This window comes from Sporosarcina sp. FSL K6-3457 (assembly GCF_038007285.1).
Taxonomy (GTDB): Bacteria; Bacillota; Bacilli; order Bacillales_A; family Planococcaceae; genus Sporosarcina.
The window spans coordinates 4509675-4531487 of record NZ_JBBOWX010000001.1; the positions used below are offsets into that span (position 1 = coordinate 4509675).

A 21813-nucleotide genomic window follows, 5' to 3' on the forward strand; every position below is an offset into this window, starting at 1 on the left:
TGAGTAATTTTTATGGAAGCTAAAGTTTATGGTTTAAACGATGTTGTGGAAATGAAAAAGCAACACCCCTGTGGAACGAATGCATGGAAGATTATTAGAATGGGTGCAGATATTCGCATCAAATGCGAAGGATGCGGACACAGTGTCATGATTCCACGCAACGAGTTTTCAAAGAAGATGAAAAAAATTCTAGTAAAAGCAGAATCGTAACCTGTCTAGACTTCAGGCATCAGGCGTCCTACACTTTTCGGCACCTTAATGGACAACCGGGCCTGCTGTCCTTATAATGGAAGAGTTGCATAATAGAATAAATGAATGGACATATAACATACAAATGAAAGGTTGTGGAACGAATGGCGTTAACAGCTGGAATTGTCGGTCTTCCGAACGTAGGGAAGTCGACGCTATTCAATGCGATTACTAAGGCGGGGGCAGAGGCGGCAAACTATCCGTTCTGTACGATAGACCCAAACGTAGGTATTGTTGAAGTACCTGATGAGAGATTGAAAAAATTGACGGAGCTTGTGACACCGAAAAAAACAGTACCAACTGCATTTGAATTTACGGATATTGCAGGGATTGTTGAAGGTGCAAGTAAAGGTGAAGGACTAGGGAATAAATTCCTTATGCACATTCGCGAAGTAGATGCGATTTGCCAAGTTGTTCGTTGTTTCGTCGATGAAAACATCACGCATGTATCTGGTAAAGTCGATCCAATCGATGATATTGAAATCATCAATCTTGAATTGATCCTTGCTGATATGGAAGCTGTTGAAAAGCGATTGGTTCGTGTTACTAAAATGGCAAAACAGAAAGACAAAGTTGCGATGGCAGAAGAACCAATTTTGCTGAAACTAAAAGAAGCATTTGAAAATGAAAAGCCTGCTCGCTCGGTAGACTTTACGGATGAGGAATTTGTCCTTGCAAAAGGGATGAACCTGCTGACGATTAAACCGATGCTCTATGTCGCTAACGTTTCTGAGGATGAAATTGCAGATGCTGACAATAATGAAAATGTCAAAATTGTTCGTGATTTTGCGGAAAAAGACAATGCGCAAGTAATTGTTGTTTGTGCGAAAATCGAAGAAGAGATGGCTGAGCTTGAAGATGAGGAGAAAGAAATGTTCCTTGAAGAGCTTGGTATTCAGGAATCAGGTCTTGATCAACTGATTAAGGCTTCTTATGACTTGTTAGGCTTTGCAACGTATTTCACTGCAGGTGTACAAGAAGTACGAGCGTGGACATTCCGTAAAGGGATGAAAGCACCCCAGTGTGCAGGCATCATCCATACGGACTTCGAACGCGGTTTCATTCGTGCTGAAACAGTGGCATATGACGATCTCGTTGCGACGGGTTCAATGGTTGCGGCAAAAGAAGCTGGGAAAGTACGTCTTGAAGGAAAAGAATATGTCGTTAAAGATGGCGATGTTATGCTATTCCGATTTAACGTCTAATTTGATTCACCAACCCTCGAGGTGTAATTGATTCACATCATAAAAGCCACACTAGGATAACAAATCCCAGTGTGGTTTTTGTGTCTAGTTATTTATCGAATGCATCAGCTGCATAGGCATAGAGTTGTGGAAGTTCGGGATCATCTTTCACTAGCCAATCATCGGGGAGTTTTTGCAACTCCTTATACATAGCAAAATCACCAGCAGCTCCACCTATTAGCAGGGCAGACAAACTGATGAGTATTCCGTTTCCGAGAGCCAGTCCAATAATAGCGGGGACAACGCCGGTTGTCCAAAATGGGAGCAGAAGTGCTTTTCGTATCGCATGGTTTGTCATCAGTTTATCAGTCGTTGCATAAGCAATTCCTAATTTTAAGTTGACACCAACAACCATTCTCTTCCACGGTACGTTTCCAAAAAGCCGAAAGCCGAGTAAATGGAATAACTCATGTAAGACAATGAGGACGATATAACCAACGATAAAAAGCACGACGGACCATAGTGAAATGGTAAATGAGATTTCTTGTTCAAGTGCAAAATGGGTAGCCCATAATAGAACAAGGGCTACGATAGTAATGAGTAAGCTACTCTTAGCAACTTTCGGTAAATCGATTGTAATTACCTTGTTAGGTTCAGGAACTTCATTCAACAAAATCACCTCTTTAGTAAAGTATACAAGAAAATAGTTGAAAAAATAATGAAGTCGTGCTAGTATATACTGATGTGAGTAATAGTATTACTTACTCCTTGCCCGCTGCAATCAGCAGGGCCAATGTCCATAAGGAGGTGACTGAAGATGAGAAAGTACGAAATCATGTATATTATCCGCCCAACAGTGGAAGAAGAAGCAAAAAAAGCGTTGATCGAACGTTTTGACAGTGTTCTTACTTCTAATGGTGCAGAAATCATCGAGTCGAAAGAGTGGGGCAAGCGCCGTCTTGCTTACGAAATCGACGATTTGCGTGAAGGTTTCTATCAGCTTGTAAAAGCAAACGCTGGTACTCAAGCAATCGATGAATTTACACGTCTTGCGAACATTAACGAAGATATCCTTCGTCATATGACTGTCCGTATCGACGGCTAATCTATATATATCCGTTACAGGTGAAACTTACAAAATGATGAGGGAGGTTGAATTCTGATGATTAACCGTGTCGTTTTAGTTGGCCGACTGACGAAAGACCCTGAACTCAAGTATACACAAACTGGTGTAGCAGTGACTCGTTTTACTCTTGCGGTGAACAGAACATTCTCGAACCAATCAGGGGAACGTGAAGCTGACTTTATCAACTGCGTAACTTGGAGAAAGCAGGCGGAGAACACAGCGAATTTCTTAAGAAAAGGCAGCCTAACCGGAATTGAAGGTCGTATTCAGACAAGCAGTTTTGATGGTCAGGATGGAAAACGCGTCTTCATGACAGAAGTTGTGGCAGATAGCGTCCAATTCCTAGAACCTCGCAATGCATCCACTGCCGATAGGTCCGGAGCTGGCTATGGCGGAGCACCAAGTTATGGCGCACCAAGCCAAGGCGCTCAGCAGAACGAGCAACCGTACTATCAGAATCAGCAGCCGACTCAACAATATCAGCAACAGCCAAATCAGCAAAACTATACGCGTACTGATAACGATCCGTTCTCGACAGGCGGAGGCCCGATAGAAGTATCGGACGACGACCTGCCGTTCTAAGATCGACCGTGCATAGTTACCAATGAGGGTTTCGGTAAACAACGCAATGCGCCGCTTATTGAAAGCCGAAAACAAGGGTTTCAAGAAGCAAGCAGTGCTAGGAAGCGAGTGAGTGAAGACCGGAGCGTGCTTAGGCACGTGAGGATCTGAACGAGTGAAGCTGACAACGCAATGCGCCGCTTATTGAAAGCCGGAGAAGGAGGGAAAGCATATGGCACCACGTCGTGGAGGTAAAAGACGCCGTAAGGTTTGTTATTTTACATCAAACAACATTACACACATCGACTATAAAGATACTGATCTGCTTAAGAAATTCGTTTCTGAGCGTGGGAAAATCTTGCCTCGTCGTGTAACAGGTACAAGCGCGAAGTATCAGCGTAAACTGACACTTGCAATCAAACGCTCACGTATCATGGCACTTCTTCCATTCAGTTCGGAAGAAAGATAATTTCATTCATATAGACCGCCTTGTCAGACCGGAATAACCGGTACCAGGGCGGTCTTTTTATTCAAATATAGGAAGTACATATGTTCCGTTTTGGTTTAAATACAATAATCATGATACAATTAAAGGACTATCCATTGATAGGAATTAGCAGGTAATAGGTAGATAAAACAAGTTGTCCAACGAAAGACCGGAGGAATCTAAATTATGCAAGATAACGCTAGAAAGATTACGTACGGAGCTATGATGATTGCACTGTTTGCAATCTTACTTGCCGTTTCACTATACGTGCCACTTCTTGGGAGTATTATAATGTTTTTTATCCCTTTGCCGATTATTTTGTACAGATTACGCTATGACCGTGCATCATCCCTTCTAGTCACTACGACAGGTATTATCTTGTCATCACTAGTTGGAGGAGTTATACTCGTCCCATTTGCGTTTGTCCTTGGGTTACTTGGTATCGTTATAGGAGAAACTGTTAGTATCGGTAAGACTAAGTTATATACACTAATGGCAACGGGACTTACCTTGCTTATTACGGGTACTATTATATATGTAATAGCTGTCTTCGCCTTTAATTTTAACGTCATCGATGAATTCTTTACAACAATGGATGAAGCACGTGAGCAGATGACGTCGTTTATGGGCACACTTGGTGGACTTCCTGATAATTACGATAAGCTGATCGATTCACAAATTGAATTTTATCAAACAGTTATCCCGTCTTTGTTCATCATCAGCATATTTGTTCTGGCGTTCATCTTTATTACCCTGAATCTTGGAGCTGCTAGCCAATTAGGCAATAAAGTTCCAAAGTTCCCACCTTTCCGTGAGATGAAATTGCCGGTAGCGACAGTAATTGTTTATGGAATTTTGCTTCTATGGTCGCTCTTTACACCAGCAGAGCCAGGAACAAACTTTTATCTAATTTCGATTAATGCAACAGTGATTTTAAGATTTTTATTTTTACTACAAGGGATTTCATTTGTTCATCATTTTATTTATGTAATGAAGGCACCGAAAGTAATGACGGGCATTGCAACTATCTTTGCATTACTATTAAGTCCAATTACAACAATGCTAGGCATATTGGATACAGGGATGAATATACGTGCCTGGATTGGAAAAGACAAGCTGAAATAAGGGGATGGGGCAATGACGTCGTTTTTTAGAAAAAGGGCAATCCGTTATCCGTTGGCGGCATTGTCGGTCCTTGGTATAATGGCAGCGGTACTCCTTCTATTATCCCAGTCTTGGCTAGGACTTCTTTTTGCAATTCTTTTTATGATAGCAGTTGGAGTTGCGTGGAAGATAGAAGAACAGACATATGTTGAAACGGAAAAACATATCGAGACATTGTCATATAGGATGAAGAAAGTCGGGGAGGAGGCACTCCTTGAATTACCGATTGGTATTCTCCTGATCAATGAAAAAAATGTGATTGAGTGGGCGAATCCTTATATTGCAAAGATATTTGATACTGAATCTCCTATTGGAAAAGAGCTGGTTGATTTATCCAAGCAATTTAATGCCATTGTGAAGAGTGACAATCCGGAACACTCCGTCTTGACGGTCGGAACACGCTCATATAATGTCTTTTACAAAGTAGAAGAGCGACTCATCTATTTGTTTGATATTACTGGACAATTAGAGATGGAATCACTTTATTATGCAGATCGTACAGTTCTCGCTAATATTCTCGTCGATAATTATGATGAGCTTGCACAAGCAATGGATGATCAGACGAGAAGTCAACTTAATTCACTGGTGACGTCACTCATTAATAGTTGGGGGACGGAAAATGGTATTTTTGTGAAGAGGATATCATCTGATAGATTCCTTGCTGTTTTTAATGAAGAAATATTAGCCAGTCTAGAAAAAACAAAGTTTTCGATTTTGGATAGTATTCGTGAAACAACAGCCAAACAAAGTACAGCAATGACACTAAGCATTGGTGTTGGGACAGGATCACCTTCTCTCATTGAACTAGGGGAGCTTGCACAGTCGAGTTTAGATCTTGTTCTAGGGCGTGGTGGTGATCAAGTAGCCATTAAGCGAACCGATGGCAAGCTGAAGTTTTATGGCGGTAAAACGAATCCTGTTGAAAAAAGAACGCGGGTCCGGGCTAGGGTTATCTCTCATGCCTTACGTGACTTGATCCAAGGTAGTGATAAAGTATTTATCATGGGGCATAAAATGCCGGATATGGATGCGATTGGTGCAGCAATCGGTGTTCGAAAAATGGCGCGCATGAATAATATTGAAGGCTTTGTCATCGTTAATTTTAATGAGCTGGATGGTAGTGTGACGCGACTGATGGATGAAATTGAGCGCGATACGGATTTGTTCAATCAGTTTATTAATCCAGAAGATGCACTACCAATGATGACGGAGAAGTCGCTCGTTATCATCGTTGATACACATAAGCCAAGCCTAGTTATAGATGAACGCATTCTTGACAAGGCGGAAAAGGTTGTCGTCATCGACCACCATAGACGTGGAGAGGAATTCATCAATAATACAATGCTAGTCTATATGGAGCCTTATGCATCTTCTACTGCTGAGCTCATTACAGAATTGATCGAATATCAGCCGAAACATGAAAAACTAACAATGCTTGAATCGACGGCGTTACTTGCAGGTATTATTGTTGATACGAAGAGTTTTACGTTACGTACGGGGGCACGAACATTTGAAGCAGCATCATATTTACGGACAAATAGTGCAGATACAATCCTCGTTCAAAACTTGTTAAAAGAAGACATTGATACGTATATTGAGCGTGCAAAACTAATTGAGACAGTTGAGTTGTCTGACGAAGGAATTGCCATTGCGAAAGGGCAGGACCAAGTTGTCTATGGTACGGTTTTGATTGCTCAAACTGCTGATATTTTGCTGACGATGCAAGGGATTGTAGCATCATTTGTCATTGCAAGCCGTGCAGATGGTAAAATAGGAATAAGTGCACGTTCACTCGGTGAATTGAACGTCCAACTTATCATGGAGGAACTTGGCGGTGGCGGCCATTTGACAAACGCTGCTTGTCAGCTTGAAGTTGAATCGGTTGAAGAGGCTGAGGAAATGCTGAAGTCCATCATACAGATGAAAATGGAGAGGGGAAATTCATAATGAGAGTAATCTTTTTGCAAGACGTTAAAGGTAAAGGTAAAAAAGGTGAAGTGAAAGAAGTATCCGTTGGCTATGCACAAAACTTCCTATTAAAAAATAACATGGCAATTGAAGCAACACCAGGGAACTTAAGCAAATTAGAAGGTCAACAAAAACGAGTTGAAAAAGATGCTGCTGAGGAACTGGCAGAAGCAAAAGTACTAAAAGAACAGATTGAAAAGATTACTGTTGAAATGAAAGCCAAGTCTGGTGAAGGTGGCCGACTATTCGGTTCCATTACGACAAAGCAAATTGCAGATGCACTACAGAAAAGTGAAGGCATTAAAGTAGATCGACGTAAAATGGAGCTACCAGATGCAATACGCGCACTTGGCTTCACAAATGTTCCGATTAGAATTCATGTGGATGTAACAGCAACACTTAAAGTACATGTAACGGAAGAATGATAAGGAGGAAGATGGGAAGATGGACCAGATGATCGATCGCATCCCACCCCATAATAATGAAGCGGAGCAATCAGTCATTGGAGCAATTTTCCTTGAACCGCAAGCGCTCATTACAGCGGCGGAGCTTCTTATGCCGGAAGATTTCTACCGGATGGCACATACAAAAATCTTTGAAACAATGATTAACCTAAGTGATAAAGGCCAAGCGATTGACGTTGTGACTGTCACGGAAGAACTTTCGGCTAAAAAAGAGTTGGAGGATGTCGGTGGAATTTCGTATTTAATGGAAATCGCTAACTCAGTTCCGACAGCAGCAAACATCGTGCACTACGCTCGCATTGTGGAAGAGAAAGCCCTTCTACGGCGCCTAATCCGAGTAGCAACGTCAATTGTCGAAGATGGCTATGCACGTGAAGATGAAGTAGAAGCCCTTCTATCTGAAGCCGAAAAAAAGATGATGGAAGTGTCCAATCGTAAAAATGCCGGTGATTTCCGTCATATTAAAGATGTGCTTGTTGAAACGTATGATAATATCGAGCTTCTCCATACGCGTCAGGGTGATGTCACGGGGATTCCGACGGGCTTCACTGATCTAGATAAGATGACGGCTGGTTTTCAGCGTAATGATTTGATTATTCTGGCGGCACGGCCTTCTGTTGGTAAGACGGCGTTTGCATTGAATGTGGCACAAAATGTAGCTACAAAAACAGATGAGAATGTGGCTATTTTCAGTTTGGAGATGGGAGCAGAACAGCTAGTCATGCGGATGCTTTGTGCAGAGGGGAATATTGATGCGCAAGTGATGCGGACAGGGGCGCTAGAGGCGGAAGATTGGCGCAAACTGACGATGGCTATGGGAAGCCTGTCGAATGCTGGTATTTTCATCGATGATTCTTCTGGTATCCGTGTCAATGAAATTCGCTCAAAATGTCGCCGTTTGCAGCAAGAACACGGACTAGGTATGATTATCATCGATTACTTACAACTGATTTCTGGTAGTGGTCGTGCTGGGGAAAATAGGCAACAGGAAGTATCTGAAATCTCCCGTTCATTAAAGGGGCTTGCAAGAGAATTGAAAGTGCCTGTCATTGCACTTTCCCAGCTTTCTCGTGGTGTGGAACAGAGACAGGACAAGCGTCCAATGATGTCCGACCTTCGTGAATCAGGGAGTATTGAGCAGGATGCGGACATTGTTTCTTTCCTGTACCGTGAAGACTATTATGATAAAGAAACAGAAAATCAGAATATCATTGAAATCATCATTGCTAAACAACGGAATGGTCCAACCGGGACAGTCTCACTTGCATTTGCCAAGGAGTATAATAAATTCGTTAACATTGATTGGAGTCAGCACGAATCAGCTGCTGCCTATTAAAAAAGACATCTTGCGAAACCGGTAATAACCGGAGACCAAGATGCTTTTTTTTTATAGATAAATGAAAACTATAGATGAATGAAAATCGGTATTATGACAAAAAAGACAGAGAAAAAGGTAGATAAATGTATAAATAGGGAAGTAATAGACGAATAATATGTTAGAAAAGAAACTTCTAAGAAATTATGTGAGAATTATACCGGAAATATGGGATATAATTGGATGTTATTATACAATCTCGTTACAATGGACTACAACACTATAAGTACTGGGGATAATATGTTAAGTTAGAGGAGCGTGTAAATTATGCAGTGCAAATAATGACCTATATCGGTCTTCCAGTTGAAATACGGAAGGAGTTTTATACATGTTATTCACGAAAGATAAGCAGGACGAAACAGAAAGCGCATCATCTATGTTTAAACGTCCTTTTAGAATAGTTCCCAAAATTATTATTAGTACATTGATGTTAGCAGGGCTTAGCATGAATACTGGTTTTGCAAACACAGATGAGCATACAGGTCTTTTGACCATATTTCATATTTATTCAGATGGAGAATATGTAGGCGTCTTATCTGATGAAGCAAAGCTCGAGCAATTGAAGGAAGAAGAACTACAAAAGGCGGCCTCCGAATTTGAGAATCTCCCGCTCACAATAGGCACAGACTTGTCCGTCATTCCGGAACGAGTATTCACGGTGGGAGTAGACGATGAGATTGTTCTTGAAAAACTTCATGACATGCTGTCCGTAGAAGCGGAAGCAATCGCTCTTACAATTGATGGAGAACTGGCATTCTACGTCAATGATATGGCGACATATGATGAAGTGATTCGTGAACTAAAATTACAATCGGTTACAGAGAAGGAGCTTAACGAATTCGAAGCCCGCACAAAGTCTTCTGAATCTATACCCGCTCTACAAGACAATGAAACACGAATTGCAAATATTGTTATGAGCAGTGATATACAGGCAGAGGCCGGTAAAACGCTTCCAACTGAAGTAAGAAATATAGAAGAAGCAGTAACTTTACTTAATAAAGGCACATTAGAAAAAAAGAAATATACAGTTAAGTCGGGAGATGTTCTCGGAACGATTGCCGCTGCTCACAATATAACAACGGCTAAGCTACTAGAACTCAATCCAAATTTTACGGTAGACACGGTCCTTCAACTTGAGGATGAACTCAATGTTACAGTTGTTGAACCATACGTCGAAGTAGAGGTTCACTATGAAACAAGGCAAAGAGAAGTCATTCAATACAAAAAGCTGACTGAGGAAGATAGTTCTGTTTATAAAGGTGAAAAGAAAATTACGCAAGAAGGTAAGGATGGAGAGAAAGACGTTACGAGACTTATTCGTAAACGTAACGGCGAAACTTTAGGAAGTTCTGTCATCGATGAACAAATTCTTGTCGAAGAAATCGATGAGGTAACAGTTGTCGGAACAAAAGTAATGCCTTCAAGGGGGACGGGTACATTTATCTGGCCTACTGTTGGGGGATATGTTTCTAGTCAGATGGGAACGCGTTGGGGAAGAGTTCACCAGGGAATAGATATCGCAAGACCAACAGCACGTACAATCAAAGCAGCTGATAATGGAGTCGTTACGACAGTAGGCTGGCATGATACTTATGGGAATCGAATTGTAATCACACATAATAATGGCTATGAAACACTTTATGCTCATCTGTCATCGATTGATGTTAGTGTAGGTCAAACTGTCCCACAAGGAACAGCAATTGGCATTATGGGTTCTACAGGCCGCTCTACGGGCGTTCATCTCCATTTTGAAGTCATAAAAAATGGCGCGAATGTCGATCCTATGAGTGTATTAAGATAAATAGGTAACGAGAGACGGTACATAAAGTTGTACCGTCTCTTTGTATTCGAAACATCGCATGAATTATTTCCCGGGAAATGCTTAGTATGAACGCCAAAGTAGAGCGTGCGAATCGATGGGAATAATGATAGAGTAAAAGGAAATGAATTGCGATACTAAAAAGTGCATAAAAGGAGAGATAATATGCAAAATAAAACAATTTTAATTGTAGATGATGAAAAACCAATTGCAGATATCCTTGAATTTAATTTGAAAAAAGAAGGGTTCACAGTTTTCTGTGCCTATGATGGAGAAGAGGCACTTGAAAAAGTGGAGGAAGTAAAGCCAGACCTTATGCTTCTCGATATTATGCTACCTAAAAGAGATGGCATGGAAGTATGCCGAGAGATTCGTAAAAAGTATGATTTCCCAATTATTATGTTGACAGCGAAGGATTCAGAGATTGATAAGGTGCTTGGCTTGGAGCTTGGCGCCGATGATTATGTGACAAAGCCTTTCGGCACGCGCGAACTCATTGCGCGGGTAAAAGCAAATTTACGTCGGCATATGAAATCGGTTTCAGAAGAGCTGGAAGAGACCACAAATAATATTACGGTTGGTCATTTAATTATTCAGCCAGATGCTTATCTCGTGCAGAAAAGGGATGAGACAATTGAATTGACGCATCGCGAATTTGAACTGCTTCACTATCTTGCGAAGCATATTGGGCAAGTGATGACGCGTGAACACCTTCTGCAAACGGTATGGGGCTATGATTATTTTGGAGATGTACGAACTGTCGATGTGACGATTCGTCGTTTACGGGAAAAGATTGAAGATACACCAAGTCACCCGGCGTGGATTGTGACGAGGCGCGGCGTGGGCTATTATTTACGGGATCCGGAACAGGAGTAATCGTGATGCAGAAAGTTGGCTTTTTTCGCTCCATTCACGTTAAATTTGTACTCATCTATGTGATGCTTATTTTACTTGCGATGCAAATCATCGGAATTTACTTCGCGAGTAAACTTGAGCTAACGTTAAAAACAAATTTTACAACCTCGATTGAAGATCGGATGAATATAGTCGAATTCAGTATACGTGAGGAAATGATGAAAGAAAGATCTATGGACGATCCGACACCCGAGCAGGGTCTCCGGACTGTCCTTTTGGGCTTTACATCTACATCGGAAGATATTAATGAAATTAGAGTTATCAATTCGCGGTACGGCATTCTTGCAAGCTCCGTCTTGGATAATCAATCGATGGTAGGACTGCGTTCAACAGACGATCTTGTGAAAAAATCAATCACATCAGAGTTAGTGCAAGAAAGTATTCGGCTCGACCAAAAAACGAGAAATCGCATATGGGTGCGTGCTAAGCCGATAATGGTCGGAAGCGAAGTAATCGGGACACTCTATCTTGAATCAAATATAGAAAAAGTCTTTAAACAAATTGATGAGATTAATGAAATTCTAGCAGTAGGGACTGCTGTGTCATTGTCGATTACCATTATCATCGGTATTTTCATAGCACAGACGATGACGAGACCGATATCGGATATGCGACGGCAAGCGCAGGCGATGGCCAAAGGGAACTTTTCGCGAAAGGTACATGTCTATGGAAATGATGAATTGGGACAGCTGGCGATTGCTTTTAACCATTTAACCAATCAACTGCAGGAGTCTCAGTCTACGACGGAAAGTGAACGCCGAAAGCTAGCCTCTGTACTAGAAAATATGACAGATGGTGTCATTGCAACTGACCGAAAAGGTCGTGTCAGTCTTATTAATGACGCAGCCCTTGTCATGCTCAAGATGACAAGGGATATCGTCTTAAATCGACCGATTTCTAGCATACTTGGCCTTGAACAGGAGTATGCATTTGAGGATTTGATTCAAATAAAGGATTCGATTGCATTGGATTTCAGTACAGAACAGCAGCCTTATATTTTACGAGCAAACTTTTCCATTACGCAAAGAGAGACAGGCTTTGTAAATGGTCTTATCGTTGTCCTTCATGACAATACAGAACAAGAAAAGATTGATATGGAGAGGCGCGAGTTCGTATCAAATGTATCTCACGAATTGCGTACACCACTAACGACGATGCGTAGTTATTTGGAGGCGTTGGCTGAAGGGGCATGGAAGAATGAGGAGATTGCTCCATCCTTCCTGCATGTCACGCAAACAGAAACAGAGCGCATGATTCGACTCGTTAATGATTTGTTGAAGTTATCTCGAATGGATAGTAGGAATTATGATTTGAATAGTGAGTGGGTGGAATTCAATCATTTTTTCAATTCGATTATCGATCGCTTTGAATTTTCAAAAATACATGAGGGTGATTTTAAGCGACTTCTACCATCAGCCGATTTGTTTGTTGAAATTGACGCAGATAAGATGACTCAAGTTATCGACAATATTATTTCTAATGCGCTGAAGTATTCACCAGATGGTGGCGATATTCGTTTTGGCGTAACGATGTCTGATCACTTTATTAAAGTGATGATTTCGGATGATGGAATGGGAATACCTCAGGCGAATGTTAAACGCATTTTTGATAGGTTTTATCGGGCGGATCGTGCAAGGTCACGTGCGATGGGCGGAACGGGCTTAGGTCTTGCGATTGCACGCGAGATGGTAATTGCACACGGGGGTGACATCTGGGCGGAAAGTGAAGAAGGAAGAGGAACGACCATTTTCTTCACATTACCGTTTGAACTTCAAGAGGACGGTGAGTGGGATTGAAATACATTGAAACAGTCAAATCGGTCGTTCTACTTTTACTCGTCACTTTAAGTATCGTATTTACGTTTTCAATTTGGACGTATACTCCTCTTTACGAAACGACTGAGGATTTGCCGACTGTCGATATTTCCATTGCAAAAAGTGTAGAAATTGCTGAGATTATTAAACCTTATAAAATCATTTTTAATTATAAAGAACAACTAACTGGAACACTCAATCCAACTGATATCGATTATGTTATGAATGAATTGAAAAGATGGAGAATATCAGAACTTACCCTTATGGATAATAATTTTGATGAAGAGAAATTGGATGAGCTTATGAGGAAGCCAAATCAGTTTACATTGTATTTTCATGGTGAAGTACCTTTACCCGTTTATAGTACTGTGTTGAATATTGAAGGGGTGAAAATGGATGTACCTGAAACTTCTTTTGACCGACTTGTTGTCGATTGGAATCCGGCAGGTGTTTCAATGAAGATTAACTTTGTTAGCAGAGCAAATCATGTCCTGTATAGTGCAAAGGTAAAGGTTGATGATAATCAAAGCTTTCACCGTTCTATTTTGACATGGGGGAGAGGTCTTGGACAGTACGCAGATGTTAACTCGGATAACTCGCCATTTATTGCGGTATCGGCAGAGCCAGTTGAAACAATTCGTAACATGTACTCTCAAAGGGAGATTAGCCCATCTCGTTTTCGCGATGCACTGTTCAGCGATCCAAATGCTGTTCGACGAAGTCAGTCTGGATTGAACAAAGAGGAATACCAAGACGATCATGCATTGATGAATATTGACACAGAAAAGAAGATGTTGAAATATGTTGTGCCGGCTGCGGAAAGTCAGGAGCCTGCTATTCCTTCGGAGTTATTGTCGAATACATTGGACTTTGTCAATGAGCATGGTGGTTGGACAGATGAGTTTAGATACACGAGTATGAACCCAAAATCCCGCTATGTAAAATTCCAATTGTTTTTACATGGACTACCCGTATATGGTGATATAACTCCTACTGAAATGCTGCAAGTATGGGGGAACAATCGAATATTTAGCTATACTAGACCTTACTATACACTTGACTTACCGTTTCCTGAAACAGACATCGAGCTTTTACAGCCAGGTGTTGAAATTGCCGAGATGCTTAAAAACTCAGAAGCATTGGATTTTAATGAGGTAGATGAACTCACACTGGGCTATTTTATGAGACATGATATAGAACGTAGGCTATTCATCATGGAACCATCTTGGTTTTATTTAACGAAGGGCAAATGGATTCGTGTTTCACCTGAGCTATTGGGAGGTGGAGTCATTGGATTGGAATAAGACAAAAACGATTTTTATTGTTGTGTTTTCTATATTGAACGTGTTTCTTTACTCGCTTTACGTAGACCGAGTGATGGAAACGCAAAATGTACAAGTGCTAGGGAAAACATCGATTGAGGATTCACTTGGACTAGACAATATTACGTTTACTGAGCTACCATTGGCGACAAAAGACTCTTCTTATGTTTCTGCTAAAATCGTGACATTCACAAAAGAACAGACGAAAAGTTTAGAGAACCAAACGGTAGATGTTGTGAATGGTACCTATTTACAGGCTGAAATGGATACCCCAGTCAGTGTGCGAAATAGCAAGGGGGACTATGATTTTCCCGAGTTTCTATTAAAATATGTACTGAATGGGATGGAATATGTATTTTGGGAAGTGAATGAGGAGGAACAATGGGCGTTGTTTTTTCAGAAGGTAGATGGTCATCCAATCTATTTTAGCCCGGATGCGATGTTAGTCATTCACTGGAATGAGGAAGGGAAAGTGACGAGTTACGAGCAGCGTATGTTTGGGGAATTTGTTAATTTTAATCATAAAAAAGACCTTCTTTCCCCTATCGAAGCACTTGGCTCATTGTCTTCGCGTGGTCATTTGAACCAGGACTCGAAAGTGAAAAGTATGAAGCTTGGGTACTCAACACTTGTTCAGTTAACGGAAACACAAGTGTTTGCTCCGACATGGCATGTTCGTGTAGAATTGAAGGACGGTGCACTGGAAGATTATTTCATCCATGCAGTAGAAGGTAAGATAATAAAGTTCCAAGAAACAGTGGACGATGATGATGAATGAGAGGTTTTTGCAATGCGTTTTAGTGTGCTCGCAAGCGGTAGTAGCGGCAATGCGATCTATATAGAGAATGATGAACATACTTTTCTTGTCGATGCAGGTTTTAGTGCCAAGAAGATGGATAGTTTAGTAGCCGGTATTGATCGTTCGATGAAGCAGGTAGACGGTATTTTTGTAACGCATGAGCATAGTGACCATATTAAAGGCATTGGTGTTGTTGCAAGGAAGTACGGTATTCCAATTTATGCGAACGAAAAGACTTGGCAAGCGATGGATGGCCTTGTTGGTAATATCCCTTTGGATCAGCGTTTTCAATTCGATATGGAAACGGTGAAGTCGTTTGGTTCACTTGATGTGCAATCATTTGGCGTTTCGCATGATGCGGCTGATCCGATGTTTTATATTTTTCATGAAAATGGACGTAAGCTTGTTGTGATTACGGATACAGGCTATGTCAGTGATCGCATGAAGGGGTTTATCCGAGGGGCAGATTCATTTGTGTTTGAAAGTAATCATGATGTTAGTATGTTACAAATGGGACGGTATCCGTGGTCAGTGAAACGTAGAATTCTTAGTGACGTTGGGCATGTGTCGAATGAAGATGCGGCGGTTGCCATGAGTGAGGTCGTTGAACAGAAAGATACACGTATTTATTTATCGCATTTAAGTAAAGATAATAATATGAAGGACCTTGCAAGGATGAGTGTTTCACAGACGTTGGAGACGTGTGGTATTCGGACAGGTGAGTATGTCCATTTGTATGATACGGATGCTGATCAGCCGACGGAGCTTGTGACAGTATAGAATGAAGACCTTGCCTGTGTGGGTGAGGTTTTTTGTTGTTAAAAGGGTAAAATGGGGTAGAGTTAACTATAGGATAATGTGAAAGGGAGAGGTGTATGGATGAATTTAATCGGTCTTCTGATCAGGAAGAGCCCAAACCGCAATATGAAGTGAGGTCGGAGTATAAGCCACCTGCTCCACCATCGAAGCGAAAAGCAAGTTTTTTCCCGAGTTTGTTTGGAGCTGTTATTGGCGGCCTTGGTGTTTGGTTGCTCATGACGAATTTATCAAGTGCTCCGGAGGAAGTACAAGTTGTGCCAAATACAAATGTGAAGCAAACGGAACAAATTTCTGTTGAAGTGACGACGGACTTGACTGAAATTATTGATGAGGTCATCGATTCAGTTGTCGGTGTGACGAATTTACAGACTGTCCGTGATTTCTGGTCAACAACGGAAACGTCAAAGGAAGCCGGCACAGGCTCAGGTGTTATTTATAAGAAGCAGGATGGTAAAGCGTATATTGTCACAAATCATCATGTTGTAGAGAGTGCACAAGAGCTTGAAATTACATTTGATGATGGGACAAAGACAGCCGGCAAGTTAGTTGGTACAGATATGTGGACAGACCTCGCGGTTATCGAAATTGATGCTGCAAATGTCAAGACTGTGGCTACGTTTGGCGATTCAGATGTGTTAAAGCGTGGAGAAACGGTTATTGCGATTGGAAATCCATTAGGTCTAGGCTTCTCAGGCTCAGTCACGATGGGGGTTGTCTCCGGTAAAGACCGTTCCATCCCGATTGATTTTGATAAGAATGGAACGATTGATTGGTATGCGGATGTATTGCAAACAGATGCAGCTATCAATCCAGGGAACTCTGGTGGGGCACTCATCAATATGGCAGGCCAGCTCATTGGTATTAATTCGATGAAAATATCGGAAGCAACGGTTGAGGGAATTGGTCTAGCTATTCCTATTAACCTCGCGATGCCTATTATTGATCATCTTGAGACGACTGGCACTGTGAATCGACCGACAATGGGTGTTTCGCTCATTGACCTCAGAAGTATACCTGAACAACAGCAAAGGGGATTATTAGCTTTACCAGGGGATGTGACGGATGGGGTTGTTATTACAGATGTCATCTTCAATTCACCAGCGCAAGAGGCAGGGGTTCAGAAGTATGATGTCATTGTTGAAATGGATGGTGAAAAAATTGAGGATATGGTCAGCTTGCGCAAACATCTGTATAATGCGAAGCAGGTCGGCGATACGATGACAATGAAAGTGTACAGAGAAGGCCAGTTGCTTGAGGTTGAAATGGTTTTGAAAGATGGTAACTCGTTCTAAGCCTTTACTATTACACACAGATTACAATAAAATCTTATCCACAGTGGGTAGAATAGCTAGCTGATGGCTATTCTACCTGTTTTTTTAATGTTTTCGCTCTTTGTGGATAAATCTAAATATTTGTGAATAACTTTGTGAACAATGAAAAAGAAGAAAGTAGGGATGAAAATGAAGATTTATAGCTGTGAAACCCATATAAATCACGCACTTGACGTTTTTGTAGCGGAGCAAGAAAAGTTTCCGATTATGAAAGCGTTGTCTGATGAAGAAAAGTTATCCACAAACTGTACCTATTGTGAAGAGGCGGCATTATATCTTGTGGCGAACGAATAGTCGGGCACAAGATGTAGATAACCCTTGTGGATATGTGTATAAGTCTTGTGGATAGTTTGTTTGTAAATAGAATGTAAAGGTGGATAACCTGTGAATATTACAATTGTGACTGTTGGAAAACTAAAAGAAAAGTATTTGAAAATGGGCATTGAGGAGTTTTCAAAACGACTCGGTGCTTATGCAAAAATTGATTTGGTCGAAGTAGCAGATGAAAAAGCACCGGAATCATTAAGCGATGGGGATATGGAAATTGTGAAGAAAAAGGAAGCGGACCGGATCTTGGCAAAGGTCGGGGCGGATGCGTATGTGATTGGGTTGGCAATTGAGGGAAAAATGAAAACTTCAGAGGAGTTATCAGCGGGTATTGAATCACTGATGACGTATGGGCGGAGCAAAGTCGTGTTTATTATTGGTGGATCACTGGGATTGCATGATAGTGTGTTGAAACGGGCGGATGAGTTGTTGTCGTTCTCGAAAATGACTTTTCCACATCAGATGATGAAATTGATATTGCTAGAGCAGGTGTATCGGGCTTTTAGGATTATGAAGGGGGAACCGTACCATAAGTAAAGGCGGTTTTCTGAAGAATATAGATACTCCCGCAATCTATAAAAGATCGAGGCTATGCTACTTATGCATGTGCACAGAATGGTTAGGTACTATGAGGCGAGGCATCTATCATTTGAATGATTGGAAAAATAAAGGCGAAAATCTAAATGATTTTCGCCTTTTAATATATTTTTTCATGGAATTAATAAAAGTAGGCATGCCTCTATCTACATCCTAACAAAAATTTAATTATAAGTCTATTTAAATTTTTAGTGCTATGTGATAATTAAATTGCGCAAATATTTCATAACGTTATGATGAATAGAGGGAAAAAATGAAACAGAATATATACGATGACAATAAATTTTTTCAACAATATGAAGCAATAAGAGCCCGAGAAAATAATTATAATAATCTACTTGAACAGCCAAACTTTTTAATGCAAATTCCAAATTTAAAAGATAAAGTAGTATTGGATATTGGCTGTGGCATGGGAGATTTTGCAGCATATTGTATTCACCAAGGCGCGAAACATGTAACAGGAATTGATATTTCCTCTAATATGATTACGACTGCAAAAAAGCGACATATTCATGAAAATCTATCATTTAAAAAAATTGCACTTGAGGATATGAATGCACCTAATGGCTTAATTGATTTTGTTAGTAGTTCACTGGTTTTTCACTATATCGCCGATTTTCAATTACTTATAAAAAAAATTAGTTCGATATTATGTGATGGAGGTATGCTGCTGTTTTCTATAGAGCATCCAATTGTAACGGCAAATAAGGGAGACATAGGATGGGTTGCGGACCAAGAAGAGAAGCTACTTCATTTTGCAGTTGACCATTATCAAGATGAGGGTTTACGCACACAAAATTGGTTAGTTGATAATGTCATGATGTATCATCGAACGGTGTCTACAATCTTAAATACTCTTATTGAAAATGGTTTACAAATCGAAAAGATTATTGAGCCAACGCCAACTAATGAAGCAGTGCAAAAGTTACCGAGTCTTCATAAAGAATTTCGACGCCCATCATTTTTAATTGTAAGAGCCAAAAAAATATAAGTAAGGTTCCAATCAAAAAGCTGTTTTTAGTATGGATTTATAGCACTAAGTAATAGATACAACACATACGACAGAAGATGAAAGTAATTTTATAGAGTTAGTTGCACTAGAAATAGAATCAGTAATAAACCTTTATCTAAGTGCGATCTTGCTGTTAAAATCGCACTTAGACCATTCACGGAGAACCGTACCATAAGTAAGTACGGTTTATGAAAAGAACCACTTGAAATGTTGAATTGACAGCATTTTAGGTGGTTTTATTTTAGGTGCTGTAATGAATAATATACCTCTTTTGTTCCATAGCTTGTTGAATTTTTCACATAACAAAGAGATTACTTCAAAATTTTTTATGACTTTATTTCACGCCTGTTGATTAACCAAAAAATAACTTAATCAAACACTATGCGTGCTGTGTACAGTTCTTTTGGTTCGCTGTGGATTGAATGACTTTTATACCATTACCGGGCTATGTTTTATGTATAGGGATGCGACTTCGCCGCATCCCTATACATTTTTCCGGTAATCGTATGGTGTTTGTTCATCCATCGCTCTCCAAAAACACTTATACACAAAGCGCTAATGCTTTTAGGGAAGAAAGAATAGCTGGCTTTTTACTTGGATAAAAGCCGCCACGAAGAACGGCCTTTGCGAACAAAGGCGAAGCGTCGAGAGTAGTTGGATAGATGCCTTAATTTCTGCAAAGAACGCAGAAATTAAGGTCAATCGAACCCTACGCTGTTCGATTGGCTGAAGTTTTTACCATGGTCCTTCCCACTGTTATTTTAGGAAGTGTTACATTCTTATAAAACTTGCTGAAAGTAAAGTGGGAGTACCTTATACAACGTACAAGAGTGTCCGAAATTGCATCTTCGGGCACTTACTCCCTATAGAAAAAGTCATCTATTCTTTTCTTTCCAAGCAACTGCATTTTTCACTTGAACGTTGTAGGTACGCGACAGGCAACTATTCATAACAAGATGACCGAAAAAGGATGGCTAGAAAGGACGAAGTCGTTTCTAGCCATCCTTGCTCCTGGGGAGGAATGAACTGCAATTCCTTCTTGGTCATTATGTCTTGACTATTTCGCCGAAAGCGAACCGGAAATAGTCTAGTGAAAAAGTGGTTTCAAAGCCTTTTTCACCGATATATTATGCAAGTAAATGGTTAATCAATAGACGTGACTTTATTTGATAATATAGTATCTAAAAACAATGATAATGATTCAGGTCGAATAAGTGTAATTCCATGATAGGTGAAACCAACATTTGGACGATCTCGTCGTATACTTGAATACTATTATTCAGTTTGGGAGAATAGCTACTATATAAATTTATATCATTAATAATGCCAAACTCATGTACTAAAGGCATCTATTACTTCTCCAACTGTAAAATTACCTTCGTAAAATCTTTAAAATCATCGATATGCTTTTCTAAAATTGCCTCTAAGATATCAAGCCCTAACGTTTGGCAGGTCATGTACAGCAATATTCCGGAATCCGACCATATTCATCACTGTTTTTGCTAAGCTATTTTCAATTAATCCAGCGTCTAGTAGCAATTTAAATGCTTCACGACTTGCTTTTGGTACGCCAATCTTACGTTCGCTGACAATATGCATCGCTAAATCAATGCTCGCCTCATAATCGCGTTGAATATTTAAAATGATACTATCCTGTTTCGTGAAGTCCGTTAAGTTTGCAGGATTGCCCTCGTACACTTCGTGAATATGTTTAATACAACGTTCAATTGTCATCGTTTTATTTAAAATAACATCATCCATTGCCGAATACACTCCCTCTTTCTTTAATTGCATCAATAATTGCAGCACGTTGCTCGCTTAACGTAGCATACATGCTATAAGCACGCATTTTTTGGCGTGTAAATTCGTTCTTGTCATGTATATAAATCGGGTTACCTTGCTCAAAAATTTGTATTGTAAATACTGTATCGATTTGTTTAATGTCGACTAAATCTACTTCTCGACCGGCAATTGCTGCAAGCTCGGAAGCAAGCATAAAACGTTCATAAGATGATAGCTGCCTATCACTGAAATAAGCAAGGTCGATATCACTTTTATCAGGTGTCGTGCTTTTAGCGAATGAACCAAACAGAATGATGAAGGCTGGGCTTGTCTCTAGATTGATTTTATCAACTAACTTCTTTTGTATAGCATGCTTATCACCTTCCTTTCTCATATTATAAAGCTTATAAGCAAAACCGCACTTATACTTGTTACGGAGAACTCTACCATAAATAATGGTGAAACAGAGAGTGGAGATTATTGTTAATAAGGAGTGGCTAGGAAAATTGGAATGACTATATTTCCTTGTTCATACCTCATGCTCTTTTTTAGCAAATCTATCATTTTTAAAAATCAGTAGGGTCGCTATAAATACCTCCGTCGATTGACGTTTATGGATAGGATTATAATTCTTAATCTAATTGAAAATGATTCTCATTAACGGTATAATTAGTTACATGAAGTTTGTAATTAAGTAA

General features: G+C 40.2%; 21 protein-coding genes and 1 pseudogene. 19 read left to right on the plus strand and 3 right to left on the minus strand.

Features of this window, described 5'->3' with window-relative positions; genetic code table 11:
* The first annotated feature begins 12 nt into the window (after nucleotides 1–12).
* Both N1I80_RS21865 and ychF read left to right on the plus strand, forming a co-directional pair.
* A complete protein-coding gene (locus tag N1I80_RS21865; protein ID WP_340739898.1) occupies nucleotides 13–210 on the plus strand; it encodes a DUF951 domain-containing protein in 198 nt (65 codons plus the stop codon).
* 143 nt (nucleotides 211–353) lie between these two features.
* Nucleotides 354–1454, plus strand: coding sequence for a redox-regulated ATPase YchF (ychF, locus tag N1I80_RS21870; RefSeq protein ID WP_340739899.1), 1101 nt, complete (start codon nucleotides 354–356; stop codon nucleotides 1452–1454).
* Nucleotides 1455–1542: 88 nt separating this feature from the next.
* Here ychF and N1I80_RS21875 read toward each other — a convergent pair whose 3' ends face one another.
* Nucleotides 1543–2112: a DUF3267 domain-containing protein gene (locus N1I80_RS21875; RefSeq protein ID WP_445683678.1), complete on the minus strand. Its 570-nt coding sequence runs from the start codon at nucleotides 2110–2112 to the stop codon at nucleotides 1543–1545.
* Between the two features lie 138 nt (nucleotides 2113–2250).
* On the opposite strand from N1I80_RS21875, the gene rpsF reads away from it, so the two are divergent.
* The 17 genes from rpsF to N1I80_RS21960 all read left to right on the plus strand — a co-directional run bounded on the left by rpsF (nucleotide 2251) and on the right by N1I80_RS21960 (nucleotide 19312).
* Nucleotides 2251–2538 carry a 30S ribosomal protein S6 gene (gene rpsF, locus N1I80_RS21880; protein ID WP_340739901.1) on the plus strand — a complete coding sequence of 96 codons (288 nt, stop codon included), beginning with the start codon at nucleotides 2251–2253 and terminating at the stop codon, nucleotides 2536–2538.
* A 57-nt stretch (nucleotides 2539–2595) separates the two neighbouring features.
* A complete protein-coding gene (gene ssb, locus N1I80_RS21885) occupies nucleotides 2596–3141 on the plus strand; it encodes a single-stranded DNA-binding protein (RefSeq protein WP_340739902.1) in 546 nt (181 codons plus the stop codon).
* Between the two features lie 211 nt (nucleotides 3142–3352).
* Complete coding sequence (rpsR, locus tag N1I80_RS21890) at nucleotides 3353–3589, plus strand: 30S ribosomal protein S18 (protein WP_340739903.1); 237 nt, start codon at nucleotides 3353–3355, stop codon at nucleotides 3587–3589.
* 204 nt (nucleotides 3590–3793) lie between these two features.
* Nucleotides 3794–4732, plus strand: a complete 939-nt coding sequence (locus tag N1I80_RS21895; RefSeq protein WP_340739904.1) for a YybS family protein — start codon at nucleotides 3794–3796, stop codon at nucleotides 4730–4732.
* A gap of 12 nt (nucleotides 4733–4744) precedes the next feature.
* Complete coding sequence (locus N1I80_RS21900) at nucleotides 4745–6718, plus strand: DHH family phosphoesterase (protein WP_340739905.1); 1974 nt, start codon at nucleotides 4745–4747, stop codon at nucleotides 6716–6718.
* Entirely contained in the window at nucleotides 6718–7164 is a 447-nt protein-coding gene (gene rplI / locus N1I80_RS21905) for a 50S ribosomal protein L9 (RefSeq protein WP_340739906.1), read from the plus strand. Before N1I80_RS21900 ends, rplI begins: the two co-directional genes overlap by 1 nt.
* A 19-nt stretch (nucleotides 7165–7183) precedes the next feature.
* Nucleotides 7184–8539 carry a replicative DNA helicase gene (gene dnaB / locus N1I80_RS21910; protein WP_340739907.1) on the plus strand — a complete coding sequence of 452 codons (1356 nt, stop codon included), beginning with the start codon at nucleotides 7184–7186 and terminating at the stop codon, nucleotides 8537–8539.
* A 367-nt stretch (nucleotides 8540–8906) separates the two neighbouring features.
* On the plus strand, nucleotides 8907–10379 hold the full coding sequence (locus N1I80_RS21915; RefSeq protein WP_340739908.1) for a peptidoglycan DD-metalloendopeptidase family protein: 1473 nt from the start codon (nucleotides 8907–8909) through the stop codon (nucleotides 10377–10379).
* 183 nt (nucleotides 10380–10562) lie between these two features.
* Nucleotides 10563–11273, plus strand: a complete 711-nt coding sequence (yycF, locus tag N1I80_RS21920) for a response regulator YycF (RefSeq protein WP_340739909.1) — start codon at nucleotides 10563–10565, stop codon at nucleotides 11271–11273.
* A 5-nt stretch (nucleotides 11274–11278) separates the two neighbouring features.
* A complete protein-coding gene (walK, locus tag N1I80_RS21925; RefSeq protein ID WP_340739910.1) occupies nucleotides 11279–13108 on the plus strand; it encodes a cell wall metabolism sensor histidine kinase WalK in 1830 nt (609 codons plus the stop codon).
* On the plus strand, nucleotides 13099–14430 hold the full coding sequence (locus tag N1I80_RS21930) for a YycH family regulatory protein (RefSeq protein ID WP_340739911.1): 1332 nt from the start codon (nucleotides 13099–13101) through the stop codon (nucleotides 14428–14430). Before walK ends, N1I80_RS21930 begins: the two co-directional genes overlap by 10 nt.
* Nucleotides 14417–15226 carry a two-component system regulatory protein YycI gene (locus N1I80_RS21935; RefSeq protein ID WP_340739912.1) on the plus strand — a complete coding sequence of 270 codons (810 nt, stop codon included), beginning with the start codon at nucleotides 14417–14419 and terminating at the stop codon, nucleotides 15224–15226. Before N1I80_RS21930 ends, N1I80_RS21935 begins: the two co-directional genes overlap by 14 nt.
* Before the next feature lie 12 nt (nucleotides 15227–15238).
* Complete coding sequence (locus tag N1I80_RS21940; protein WP_340739913.1) at nucleotides 15239–16027, plus strand: MBL fold metallo-hydrolase; 789 nt, start codon at nucleotides 15239–15241, stop codon at nucleotides 16025–16027.
* 95 nt (nucleotides 16028–16122) lie between these two features.
* Nucleotides 16123–17358 carry a S1C family serine protease gene (locus N1I80_RS21945; RefSeq protein ID WP_340739914.1) on the plus strand — a complete coding sequence of 412 codons (1236 nt, stop codon included), beginning with the start codon at nucleotides 16123–16125 and terminating at the stop codon, nucleotides 17356–17358.
* 168 nt (nucleotides 17359–17526) lie between these two features.
* Nucleotides 17527–17691, plus strand: coding sequence for a CxxH/CxxC protein (locus tag N1I80_RS21950; RefSeq protein WP_340740118.1), 165 nt, complete (start codon nucleotides 17527–17529; stop codon nucleotides 17689–17691).
* Nucleotides 17692–17781: 90 nt separating this feature from the next.
* Nucleotides 17782–18261, plus strand: coding sequence for a 23S rRNA (pseudouridine(1915)-N(3))-methyltransferase RlmH (gene rlmH, locus N1I80_RS21955; RefSeq protein WP_340739915.1), 480 nt, complete (start codon nucleotides 17782–17784; stop codon nucleotides 18259–18261).
* A gap of 313 nt (nucleotides 18262–18574) precedes the next feature.
* Nucleotides 18575–19312 carry a class I SAM-dependent methyltransferase gene (locus N1I80_RS21960; RefSeq protein ID WP_340739916.1) on the plus strand — a complete coding sequence of 246 codons (738 nt, stop codon included), beginning with the start codon at nucleotides 18575–18577 and terminating at the stop codon, nucleotides 19310–19312.
* Between the two features lie 1373 nt (nucleotides 19313–20685).
* On the opposite strand, the pseudogene hepT reads toward N1I80_RS21960, so the two are convergent.
* Together hepT and mntA are read right to left on the minus strand one after the other, a co-directional pair.
* Nucleotides 20686–21094, minus strand: a pseudogene (gene hepT, locus N1I80_RS21965) (type VII toxin-antitoxin system HepT family RNase toxin).
* Complete coding sequence (gene mntA, locus N1I80_RS21970; protein WP_340739917.1) at nucleotides 21087–21509, minus strand: type VII toxin-antitoxin system MntA family adenylyltransferase antitoxin; 423 nt, start codon at nucleotides 21507–21509, stop codon at nucleotides 21087–21089. The pseudogene hepT and the gene mntA overlap by 8 nt, the downstream one beginning before the upstream one ends.
* Nucleotides 21510–21813: the final 304 nt, after the last annotated feature.